Genomic DNA, 10226 nt, shown 5'->3' with positions numbered 1-10226 from the left:
TCGGAGCTGAAAGTGTGCATGGGCGAGGACATCGAGAACGCCAAATGGCAGGTTCTCGATGCCCGAACGGTGCCGACCAACTACCAGCGCTTTGTCGATGCGGTGCGCACTGGCGTTCCGCCTGAACCATCGTTCCGCCATGCGGCCGAACTGCAGAAGGTGCTGGACCTTGCGCTCGTCTCCGACGAAAAGAGGGCAGAGCTCAGGGCCCATGCCGAAACCCGGTAATGTCGTTCGCTGAAAGGAACCAGCCATGGTCACGCGCCGCGCCGAATGTTCCTGCGGTCAGCTTTCAGCGATCTGCTCGGGCGAGCCGGTACGCATCTCGGTATGCCATTGCCTGGCCTGCAAGCGGCGCACGGGCAGCGCGTTCAGCTTTAATGCGCGGTTTGCGGAGAATGATGTGTCGATCCATGGACGAGCGGCGGAGTTCACGCGCGTTGGCGACGAGGGCGGCCGTGTCATCTACAGCTTCTGTCCGGATTGCGGCAGCACTGTCCATTACCGGATCGATGTCCAACCCGGTCTGATCGCCATCCCGGTGGGTGCTTTCGCCGACCCATCGTTCCCGCCGCCCTTCCTGTCCTTCTATCACGACAGCCGGCGCTGCGAGTGGGTCGAGGTCCGCACTGAGCCTCTGCGTACAATGGGCTGAAAATGCCGGCCGGGTTCGGTGATCAAAAGTTGCTGAGGATAGAAAATAAAATGAATGACAAAGACCCTTATCCCTACCCCCTGCATACGAACCGTGAACTGGAGATGATGCTCGCTGGAGCTAAGCCCTTTGCCGTGTTCGCCCATGAGCGGGTGGATGGTTTTGAAAAGTCCGATGCGTTGGCCGATCAAGACTTCGAAACTTATGTTGCGAACGGAAAACTGTCGGAGCATGTCCGGACTTTCGAACGCCGTCGACCGGATGGGACCCCGGTCAACATCGACTATTACTTCTATGCCCTCGATGATGAAGAATGGAGAGTGGGAGCTTATTCGCTGCTTCTCGAACTCCTACACCGCGATGCCTGGTGTTCGCAATTGGAATGGCTGGAAGGGAAGCTCCTCGGATACACCGATGAGCAGAACCAATATCACCTCTCACGAACCTATTCGGCAGACAGGGTCGATCACCGAGCCTTCTAATGCCGCAGGATCTTGCTCAGGAAAGCGCGGCTGCGGTCGGTCTTGGGGTTGGAGAAGAATTCATCCGGCGTACCGCTTTCAACGATGGCGCCTGCATCCATGAACACGACGCGCTGGGCGACCTTGCGGGCAAAGCCCATTTCGTGGGTCACCACCATCATCGTCATGCCTTCCTCGGCGACCGCGACCATGACGTCGAGCACTTCCGAGATCATCTCGGGGTCGAGCGCCGAGGTCGGCTCGTCGAACAGCATGATCTTGGGGCGCATGCCGAGGCAGCGCGCAATCGCCACGCGCTGCTGCTGGCCGCCGGACAGTTGCGCGGGATAGGCATTCACCTTGTCGGCAAGGCCGACCTTGGCGAGTAGCTCGCGCCCGGCCTTCTCGGCTTCAGCGCGCGGGATCTTGCGCACATGGATCGGCGCCAGCGTCACGTTTTCGAGCGCTGTCTTGTGCGGATAGAGGTTGAAGGACTGGAAGACGAAGCCGATCTCGGTGCGCAACCGCGTCATGTTGGTGGCGGGGTCGCCGAGGCGCTGGCCGTCGACCACCAGGTCGCCGTCGCGGATCGTCTCCAGACCGTTGATGCAGCGGATCAAGGTGCTCTTGCCCGAGCCGCTCGGCCCGCAGACGACGACCACTTCGCGCGGCTCGACGCTCAGCGTGATATCCCTGAGCACATTGAGCGTGCCGAACCATTTGTTGACGCCGCGAAACTCGATCATGCCGGTGCTGCTTTTGCTGGAGTTCGTCACAATTGTACCTCGCCATGAGCCGCACCGATGCGCTGCTCCAGCCGGCGGGCCAGCATGATGAGCGGATAGCAGACGATGAAGTAGCCGAGGCCGACGAGGAAGAAGACCAGCAGCCCGTTGGGCACACGCTGCACCACCAGCCAGCCGACGCGGGTGAGGTCGGTGAGCCCGATGGCCGAAACAACCGAGGAATCCTTGATCAGCAGCACATATTGCCCGACCAGCGGCGGCAGCACGATGCGCATCGCCTGCGGCAGCACCACCTGGCGCATACGCTGCCAACGCGACAGGCCGGACGCCAGCGCCGCCTCGACCTGGCCGGTCGGCACCGAGCGGATGCCGGCGACGACGATCTCGCAGATGAAGCAAGCAGCCAGATTGGTCAGCGCGATGATGCCGGCGCTGAAGGCGTCCAGCTCGATGCCGAGTTCCGGCAGGATGAAGAAGATCAGGAAGATCTGCACCAGGAATGGCGTGCCGCGGATCAGGTCGACCCAGGCGCCGATCACGCTGCTGATCAGCCGGTTGCCGCCGGTCCGCAGGATGCCGAGGCCAAAGCCGATCAGCGTGCCTAGCACCAGGCTGATCAGCGACAGCATCACAGTCATGCCGAGGCCGCGCAAGGCGAGGGGATAGCTGCCGGCGAGGCTTTGCAGCTGCTGCCAGATCATGTGCTGCTCCTTGCCGGCTGCAATCCGAGCCAGCGCCCGGACAGCGCCGCCAGTCCCTTCAGCCCGTAATAGAGCAGGAGGTAGAAGGCGGCGATGGTGATGAAGCCTTCCGCCGGCATGAAGCGGTCGGAGGCGAGCAATTGCCCGGCACGCGTCAGTTCGGCGACCGCGATCAGCGACAGCAGGGCGGAATCCTTGACCAGCACGATCGCCTGTCCGAGCAGCGGCGGGATCGTTACCTTGAACGCCTGCGGCAGGATGACCAGGCGCATGCGCTGGACATAGGTCATCCCCGAGGCGACGCCGGCCTCGACCTGGCCGCGCGGGATCGACAGGATGCCGGCGCGAATGATCTCGGCGACATAGGCGCCGCTGTTCAGCGACAAAGCGAGAATGCCGACGACGAGCTCGGGCAGGATGATGCCGAGGCGGGGCAGGCCGAAATAGAGGAAATAGAGCTGCGCCAGCAAGGGCGTGGCGCGCACCGCGTCGATATAGGCCTTGGCCGGCACGCGAAACAGCCACCCGCGCTGCAGGTTCATGGCGCTAAGCAAGATGCCGACGGCAAGCGCGCCGGCAAAGGAGAGAAGGGACAGCCACACGGTCGTGACGAGTCCCTGCGCGAACAAAGGCAGATATTCGACGATGGTGCGGAAGCTGAAGTTTTCGAGCATCGTTGGGCGGATTTCCCCCGGGCGAAACGGATTCCGAACAGCTTCGCGGCGCGAGGCGGGCGCGCGAAGCTGTTCGGGTCTATTGCTGCTTAGTGGTCTTTCTTCCAGTCGTCGGAATTGACCCAGTAGTCGAGGTTCTTCTGCAGGCGGCCGTCGAGGCTGACCTGGTCGAGGAACAGGTTCATCCAGATCAGCAGGTCCTGCTCGTCATAGCGCGTGGCGAAGGCCAGCGGCTCCTTCGACAGCATGTCCGGCATGATGGTGAAGCTGCCGGCCGGATAGGCGGTCGACTGGCCCTTGACCGCCGAGACGTCGTTGACGCCGCAATCGGCCTGGCCGTTGTTGACGGCGTCGAGCAGCAGCGGGCCGCCGCCCTTGTAGCTCTTGATCTCGGCATCGGGGAAGGCCGTCTTGGCCTCTTTCTCGCCGGTGGCGCCGAGCAGCACTGCGATCCTGGTGCCTTTCGCCTTGCAATCCTCGGTTGATTTGAACTTGCCGTCTGCCTTGGTGAAGACGGTGCTGCCCGTGTACATGTAGGGCTTGGTGAACGCGACCTTCATCGCCCGCGCCAGCGTCGGCGTCATGTCGGCGACCAGAAGATCGGCCTTGCCCGAGAGCAGCGCCGGGATCAGTCCGTCCCAGTCGAAATCGAGGAAGGTGATCTTCACGCCCATTTCCTTGGCCATCAGCTCAGCGAGTTCGACCGAACTGCCGGTGCGCTCGCCGGCGGCGCCGACCAGCGAGAAGGGCGGTCCTTGCGTCTGCACGGCAACGCGCAGCTCACCGCGCTTGGTGATGTCGTCGAGCGTTCCAGCGCTGGCGGCGGCTGTGAGGCCGGCGAGCGCAAGGCCTGCGATGAAAAGCTTGGCAATCTTCGCAATCTTCATTGGCTTCATTGGGCATTCCTCCTTGTTGTCGTTTGTTGTTTTCACTTTGTTGTTCCACCCTTGGCGGGTGCTTTTTGAGCGGCAGCGCCGTTGCCGGCGGCGACCACCGTTCGAAAATCCTTCAGTCCCAGCTGATCGTTTCGGATACTCGTATACCGCGCCGAGCCAGTTCGTCGAGGAAGCGGCCGTCGGGCACATGCAGCAGCGGGTTGAGCAGGCCGGGTTCAGTGATTTCGCCCCGCGCCAGCATCTGCGCCACGATGCTGGCGGGATAGCCGACGCCGAGGCTCATGCCGAACAGGCCGGAGGCCAGATCGCGTTCGATGACCAGGTCCGACGTCACTGTCTTGCGGCGACCGCCTTGGATGCCGGTAAAGACATTGCGCATCACGCAAAGGTCCTTCTCATCGGTGCCATATTGCAGTTGCGGGCCGAGCAGCCGGCCGAGAAATTCGCGCGGGCTGGCGCCAACGCCGGGCACCTTGTCTTCGGAAAGGAAGCCAAGCTCCTTCAGCGGCGCCCAGAACGCCGACCAGCCCGGCCAGCGCAGCGAATAGCGGCCGGAGCGCTGCAGCCCTTTGGCGGCTGCAAGCATGCCGGCATAGTGCGCCGCATCGCCATTGGGAAAGGCTTCAAGTCTGCCCAGCCCCTCGACCTCGATCTGATGGATGAACGGATTGTCGTGTTGCTGGCCGGCCGGCACATCGACCCGCTTGCCGTCCTCGACCAGCACGCTGTCGCGGTTCTGGCTCATCAGAACCATGTCGAAGTTCCAGCTCACCTTGTAGCACAGCGGCCTGGCCATCGCTTTCGGCTCGGGGATGCCGCCGCAATAGGCGTCGATCGCCGTGATGGCGTCGAACTGCCTTGCGGCGCGTGCGTAGAGCACGAGGTCGATGCCGGGGTCGAGCCCGCATTCGGTCATGATCGAGACGCCGGCCTTTTGTGCCGCCGGGGCAAGGTCGGCGATCGTCTTGCCGTAATTGGTGGTGACCAGCGGCGTGCGCGTCGCGATCGCGGCCTGCACCGCCTCGCGCATCAGCGGTTGCGGCAACAGATCGATGGCGGCGTCGACACCCGCCAGCACGTTCGCCAACACAGGGGCGATCGCGCCCTCGGGCTCGACGAAACGCACGCGGGCGAGGTCGGTCAGGCCGCCAAGCCGGGCCGCGCCATCCGGCGCGGTATCGACGCAGACGACTTCTTCGACACCGGCGCTGGCGACGAGATCGGCGATCGCCGCCCGGCCTTGCAGGCCAAGGCCGCCGAGAACCGCGATCTTCATGGCATTTCCTTTCGGCCAGTTTCGTGCCGCCCAGTTTCGTCGCGCTTGGTCTCATCCGACCAGCAGCCTTCCGGCAGGCTGACCCATTTGTTGCAGGAGGCCATGACGACGAACGTCTCGCTGCGCACGACTTCGCCTGGCTCGCCCGCACCGGGGATCAGCTCGCTGGTGACGCGGTAGAGATCGGCGACGTCGCCCGCCACCGTCACGTCGACGATGATGTCGAAGCGTCCGGTGACGACGGAGGCCGAGTTCACGAAAGGCAGTTCGGCGATGCGTTGCGCCAGTTCCCGGGCGCGGCCTCGGCCCTGCGCATTGATGCCGACGATGGCCGAGATCAGTTCGGGGCGCTCGGTCAGGTTGAGCAGGCCGACGATCTTGAGCAGGTTGCGGTCGAGCAGGTTGCGCAGCCGCATGCGCACCGTCGGGACGGAGACGGCCATCTTCTCGGCGAGCCGGTTGGCGCCAAGCTGCGCATCCTGCGACAGCAGCTTGACCAGTCGCCGGTCGGTCTGATCGAGATGTTCCCGCAGCGTTCAAACTTTCATAAATTAAAAGAAATGATGGAGTTTTCTTTCTGATATGAAAACAGCTTAGGGCGTATCTTTTGAAATCGCAAGAGCATTCGGCCGCTGTCAACAAGGCCGGATGGTGTATTCCGGAAGACGGGAGGGCTTTGCCGGTGCCGCGGCCGACCGTGGGCAAGCCGACTAACGCAGCTTGTCGATCCCCGGAATGCCGCCGATTCGGTCGGCAAGAAAGTCGACCAGCAGCCGGACCCGAGCAATGCCCGCGCGTTCCGGGACGATCAGCATGCTCAGCGGTACGGGAGGCGGCGAATAGCCTGGCAGGATCACTTCCAGCCGGCCGGCCGCCAGGAGATCGTCGATAAGCCAGCGATGGGCAGGAGCGATACCGCGTCCGGCGACGAGCGCTTCGCGCGCGGCGAGTCCATGGTCGACCCGAAACCGGCCGCCAAGAGGCACCGCGTGGCGTTCGCCGCCAGGCCCCTGCAGGGCGAGCGTGTCGCTTCCCGTGATGTTCGACATCCGGATGCCTTCATGGCCAGGCAGATCCTGCGGGACAGCCGGTCTGCCCCGCACCGCCAGATAGGCCGGTGCTGCCACGAGCAAACGCCGGGATTGGCCGAGCGCCCGCAGTTTCATCGAGCTGTCGGTGAGCGGACCTAGGCGAAGCGCGATGTCGACACCTTCCCGCACAAGGTCGATGCGTTCGTCGGTGAGGCTGAGATCGATCCCGATGTCGGGATAGCGGTCCTGGAAGGCGAAGATCAGGCGGCTGACATGCAAGACCCCGAGCGCCGCCGTGCAGGATATCCTGATCGTGCCGGCCGACGCGCCGCGCGTGCCCCGCGCCTCATCGCCAGCCTGCTCAACGAGGCGCAGGATCTGGACAGCATCGGCATAGTAACGGCTGCCTTCGTCGGTCATCGTGACACGCCGGGTGGTCCTGCTGAGCAAGGGCACGCCGATGGCCTCCTCGAGCTCCCGCAAATGCCGTGTGACCGTCGATTGCCCAACTCCGAGTTCGCGCGCCACCGCCGAAAGGCTGCCGCGCTCGGCGACGCGAACGAAGGTGCGCATGCGCTCGAGTGTGACGTCTGACCTATCCATTATTCGGCATAATCTTATGCATTACTCAGATATAGCGGATCATCCCGGGGCTGGCTACCTTTAGCGTCGATCGTCCTTCTTTCGGAGTTGACCCATGAAAGTCCTGCTTGTTTTTGCTCATCCTGAACCGCGTTCGCTCAACGGCGCACTGCGTGACGTCGCCATCAGGGAACTCGAGGCCCAGGGCCACGAGGTGCCGATATCGGACCTCTATGCCGATGGCTGGAAATCCGAGGTGGACCGCGCCGACTTTCCGTCGTGGCCGCCCGAAGAACGCTTCCTGCCGGCTAGGGCATCCAAAAAAGCTTTTGCGACCAACACTCTGACCGGTGACGTTAAAGCCGAAATCGACAAGCTGCTGTGGGCCGACACGCTGATCCTCCAGTTCCCGCTGTGGTGGTACGCCATGCCGGCGATCCTCAAGGGCTGGGTCGACCGGGTGTACGCCTACGGCTTCGCCTATGGTGTCGGCGAGCATAGCGACAAGCGGTGGGGTGATCGCTTTGGTGAGGGAACGCTCGCCGGCAAGCGCGCTATGCTGATCGTGACCACCGGCGGCTGGGAAGAGCATTACTCCGCCCGCGGCGTCAACGGCCCGATCGAAGACCTGCTGTTCCCGATCAATCACGGGATCCTTTACTATCCAGGCTACGACGTGCTTCCGCCGTTCGTGGTCTACAGAGTGGATCGCTTTGGGGAGGCCGACTTCGAGCCTGTCGCGGATCGGCTGCGCGAAAGGATGCGGACGCTCGAGACAATCCGGCCCATTCCCTATCGGCAGCAGAATGGCGGGGACTACCACATCCCGAGCATGCAGCTCCGCCCCGAACTGGGCGATCCGGGCGCCGCGGGTTTCGCGCTTCACGAGGATCGCGCCGGCGCCAAGTCGGCGACGCCGCGTTCGACTTTGCGGGACGTGGCCTGACGCAGGATCCCGAAAAGATCCTGGTCAGGCAAGGCGCCCGAAACCTGTGGGATGAATCAGCGACCGGCCCGGAAGATCGCGACGGCAGCAGCCGTCAGTGCGGCATTGCCTGATGCCGTAGCGCCGTCCGGAAGCTCTTTGCCGTCTTCCAGCCCGACACGGGTCGACCAGTTGCGCTCCGCCGCCCGGTGCACGAATGGCCAGACTGTCGCGTTTTCGCCATGCAGCAGGATCGCCCGTCGCATCCCGGCGCGGTCAAGCACGGCCGCGATGCCGTCGCTGACTTCCCATGCCGCGTCCAGCGCCTGCTCGGAGATCTCGATCAGGATGCGCAGCACCTGGCTGCCACGGTCGAGCCGGACCAGGCGCTCGGCATCAGCGACGGAGGCGAGCCCGGCCTCGATGCCGATGCCGCGCTGCCGCAGGCTTTGCATGACCTCGGGCGCGGCCTTCTCGCTCAGATTGACCGAGGCATAGTCGGGCAGCTCGCTCCAGCTGGCGATCGCGGCAAGCGTCCGCTCGTCGTCGTTCTCGATCCAGGCGCCGGTGGAGACACCGATCAGCGTTCCCGGGCAGGCGCGGCGGAGGGCAAGGATGGTGCGGTCGATCGCCTCAGGAGCGAGGCTTTCCCGGCCGTCGAGCCCGCGCGCATGGACATGCAGCTCGGCGGCACCGGCAGCGACGCAGGCCGAGCCGTCACGCGCCATGGCTCCGGGGTCAAGCGGCAGTTGCGGATGAAAATCGGCGCTTCGCGCGCCATTGATGCAGGTCTGGACAATCATGGGTCAGCCCGGTTGAGTTCCTGCAAGTCTAGCGCATGATCGCGAAGATCGGAATCGGCGTTCGGAGCAAGGCCACGGAAGGGTCGCCGACGCTTGCCGGCCTGTGGGCTCTTTACCTGGAAAACTCGCTGCGCACGATGCCGTGGCGCTGGAGCTTATCGTAGAACGTCTTACGCGGAATCCCCAGCGCTTCGATCGTGCGCCTGACGTCGCCCTCGTTGCGGCCAAGCGTCTCGCGGATGATGTCGGCCTCGTAGCGCTCCAGCCGCTCCGGCAGCTTCATGTCGGCATCCGGCCGGGCTGGGCCAGGGGGAAGCGCTCCAGCGTCTTCTTCCAATCCAAGCACAAACCGCTCGGCGAAATGCGCGAGCTCGCGCACATTGCCCGGCCAGTCATGCTCCCTGAGATGGCGGTGCACCGAGGCCGGCACCGCCGGCACCGGACGCCGAAAGCGGGCGGCGGCGCGCTCGGCGAAATAGAAGAACAGCAGGGCGACGTCGTCGCGGCGCTCGCGCAGCGGCGGAATGGAGATCGTCACCACGTTGAGCCGGTAGTAGAGATCCTCGCGGAACGTGCCGCGCTGGCGCGGATCGCCGAGATCGACCTTGGCGGCCGCAACCACGCGCAGGTCGACGGGCCGCAACTCGTTGGTGCCGAGCGGCGTGACCTCGCGCATCTCCAGCACGCGCAGCATCTGCACCTGTGTCGAGACCGGCATGCTTTCGATCTCGTCGAGGAACAGCGTGCCGCCGCTGGCGTGCTCGATGCGGCCGATCCGCTTCTTCTTCGCGCCGGTGAAGGCGCCGGCCTCATGGCCAAACAACTCGCTCTCGATGACCGTCTCCGGCAGAGTGCCGCAATTCAGCGCAACGAAATTGCCCCTGGCGCGGCGGCTCCAGCGATGCAAGAGGCTTGCCACCACCTCCTTGCCGGAGCCGGTCTCGCCGGTCACCAGCACGTCGACGTCGGTGTCGGCGATCTGGCGCAGCGTGCGGCGCAGCCTTTCCATCGCCGGCGTCTGGCCGATCAGCGGCAGGCCGTCCTGCGCTTCTCCGGCCGCTTCGCGCAAGGCGCGGTTCTCCATCACCAGGCGGCGCTTTTCCGCCGCGCGGCGCACGCTCTGCACCAGCCGGTCGGCGGCGAAGGGTTTGGTGATGAAGTCGTAGGCGCCGTCCTTGATCGCCTTGACGGCAACCGCGATGTCGCCATGCCCGGTGACGAGGATGACCGGAATGTCCGGGTCCAGCCGCAGGACGCAATCGAAAAGCAGCAAGCCGTCGATTTCAGGCATCCGGATATCCGACACCACCACGCCGGCAAAACCGGCGTCGAGCCTGGCCAGCGCCTCGGCCGCCACCGAAAAAGCCAATACCGAAAAGCCGGCAAGCTCAAGCGTCTGCGCGGTGGCCCTGAGGAGATCGCTGTCGTCATCGATCAGGATCACCGGCGCTGCGTCGTCATTGGTCATGCTGCCTT

The 10226-nt window shown here is 64.2% G+C and carries 12 protein-coding genes and 1 pseudogene; 4 read left to right on the top strand and 9 right to left on the bottom strand.

The window, feature by feature from the left end; translation table 11 throughout:
* The 3 genes and pseudogenes from ACWTU7_RS24390 to ACWTU7_RS24380 all read left to right on the top strand — a co-directional run.
* Nucleotides 1–228, top strand: a pseudogene (locus tag ACWTU7_RS24390) (Gfo/Idh/MocA family protein); the annotation flags it as partial.
* Nucleotides 229–253: 25 nt separating this feature from the next.
* Nucleotides 254–655, top strand: coding sequence for a GFA family protein (locus ACWTU7_RS24385; RefSeq protein ID WP_455840555.1), 402 nt, complete (start codon nt 254–256; stop codon nt 653–655).
* Between the two features lie 50 nt (nt 656–705).
* Nucleotides 706–1137, top strand: coding sequence for a hypothetical protein (locus ACWTU7_RS24380; RefSeq protein ID WP_455840556.1), 432 nt, complete (start codon nt 706–708; stop codon nt 1135–1137).
* Here ACWTU7_RS24380 and ACWTU7_RS24375 read toward each other — a convergent pair.
* The 7 genes from ACWTU7_RS24375 to ACWTU7_RS24345 form a co-directional block, all read right to left on the bottom strand.
* Entirely contained in the window at nt 1134–1862 is a 729-nt protein-coding gene (locus ACWTU7_RS24375) for an amino acid ABC transporter ATP-binding protein (RefSeq protein ID WP_029350627.1), read from the bottom strand. The genes ACWTU7_RS24380 and ACWTU7_RS24375 overlap by 4 nt on opposite strands.
* Nucleotides 1863–1888: 26 nt before the next feature.
* On the bottom strand, nt 1889–2563 hold the full coding sequence (locus ACWTU7_RS24370) for an amino acid ABC transporter permease (protein WP_095518782.1): 675 nt from the start codon (nt 2561–2563) through the stop codon (nt 1889–1891).
* Nucleotides 2560–3237: an amino acid ABC transporter permease gene (locus tag ACWTU7_RS24365; RefSeq protein ID WP_455840557.1), complete on the bottom strand. Its 678-nt coding sequence runs from the start codon at nt 3235–3237 to the stop codon at nt 2560–2562. The genes ACWTU7_RS24370 and ACWTU7_RS24365 overlap by 4 nt, the downstream gene beginning before the upstream one ends.
* A gap of 89 nt (nt 3238–3326) precedes the next feature.
* The gene (locus tag ACWTU7_RS24360) at nt 3327–4133 is read right to left on the bottom strand and encodes an ABC transporter substrate-binding protein (protein ID WP_455840558.1); all 807 of its coding nucleotides are present in this window, start codon (nt 4131–4133) and stop codon (nt 3327–3329) included.
* Nucleotides 4134–4245: 112 nt separating this feature from the next.
* Complete coding sequence (locus tag ACWTU7_RS24355; RefSeq protein ID WP_455840559.1) at nt 4246–5409, bottom strand: saccharopine dehydrogenase family protein; 1164 nt, start codon at nt 5407–5409, stop codon at nt 4246–4248.
* A complete protein-coding gene (locus tag ACWTU7_RS24350; protein ID WP_455840639.1) occupies nt 5406–5942 on the bottom strand; it encodes an Lrp/AsnC family transcriptional regulator in 537 nt (178 codons plus the stop codon). The genes ACWTU7_RS24355 and ACWTU7_RS24350 overlap by 4 nt, the downstream gene beginning before the upstream one ends.
* Before the next feature lie 177 nt (nt 5943–6119).
* Entirely contained in the window at nt 6120–7043 is a 924-nt protein-coding gene (locus ACWTU7_RS24345) for a LysR family transcriptional regulator (RefSeq protein ID WP_455840560.1), read from the bottom strand.
* Between the two features lie 94 nt (nt 7044–7137).
* Here ACWTU7_RS24345 and ACWTU7_RS24340 point away from each other — a divergent pair, with 94 nt between their 5' ends.
* Nucleotides 7138–7968: an NAD(P)H-dependent oxidoreductase gene (locus tag ACWTU7_RS24340; RefSeq protein WP_455840561.1), complete on the top strand. Its 831-nt coding sequence runs from the start codon at nt 7138–7140 to the stop codon at nt 7966–7968.
* 56 nt (nt 7969–8024) lie between these two features.
* Here ACWTU7_RS24340 and ACWTU7_RS24335 read toward each other — a convergent pair whose 3' ends face one another.
* Complete coding sequence (locus ACWTU7_RS24335) at nt 8025–8750, bottom strand: 3-keto-5-aminohexanoate cleavage protein (protein ID WP_455840562.1); 726 nt, start codon at nt 8748–8750, stop codon at nt 8025–8027.
* Between the two features lie 112 nt (nt 8751–8862).
* Nucleotides 8863–10218, bottom strand: coding sequence for a sigma-54-dependent transcriptional regulator (locus ACWTU7_RS24330; RefSeq protein WP_455840563.1), 1356 nt, complete (start codon nt 10216–10218; stop codon nt 8863–8865).
* Nucleotides 10219–10226: the final 8 nt, after the last annotated feature.

The sequence above is a fragment of the Mesorhizobium sp. BHscii genome, assembly GCF_053848065.1.
Note: the sequence above shows the minus strand (reverse complement) of the source record. Positions and strands in the feature narration are given on the sequence as shown.

Bases quoted from the DNA above. Each gene is read 5' to 3' on its own strand.
- ACWTU7_RS24340 (WP_455840561.1), top strand. From the start codon at position 7,138: ATGAAAGTCCTGCTTGTTTTTGCTCATCCTGAACCGCGTTCGCTCAAC.
- ACWTU7_RS24365 (WP_455840557.1), bottom strand. From the start codon at position 3,237: ATGCTCGAAAACTTCAGCTTCCGCACCATCGTCGAATATCTGCCTTTG.
- ACWTU7_RS24385 (WP_455840555.1), top strand. From the start codon at position 254: ATGGTCACGCGCCGCGCCGAATGTTCCTGCGGTCAGCTTTCAGCGATC.
- ACWTU7_RS24360 (WP_455840558.1), bottom strand. From the start codon at position 4,133: ATGAAGCCAATGAAGATTGCGAAGATTGCCAAGCTTTTCATCGCAGGC.
- ACWTU7_RS24330 (WP_455840563.1), bottom strand. From the start codon at position 10,218: ATGACCAATGACGACGCAGCGCCGGTGATCCTGATCGATGACGACAGC.
- ACWTU7_RS24375 (WP_029350627.1), bottom strand. From the start codon at position 1,862: ATGATCGAGTTTCGCGGCGTCAACAAATGGTTCGGCACGCTCAATGTG.
- ACWTU7_RS24355 (WP_455840559.1), bottom strand. From the start codon at position 5,409: ATGAAGATCGCGGTTCTCGGCGGCCTTGGCCTGCAAGGCCGGGCGGCG.
- ACWTU7_RS24335 (WP_455840562.1), bottom strand. From the start codon at position 8,750: ATGATTGTCCAGACCTGCATCAATGGCGCGCGAAGCGCCGATTTTCAT.
- ACWTU7_RS24370 (WP_095518782.1), bottom strand. From the start codon at position 2,563: ATGATCTGGCAGCAGCTGCAAAGCCTCGCCGGCAGCTATCCCCTCGCC.
- ACWTU7_RS24380 (WP_455840556.1), top strand. From the start codon at position 706: ATGAATGACAAAGACCCTTATCCCTACCCCCTGCATACGAACCGTGAA.
- ACWTU7_RS24345 (WP_455840560.1), bottom strand. From the start codon at position 7,043: ATGGATAGGTCAGACGTCACACTCGAGCGCATGCGCACCTTCGTTCGC.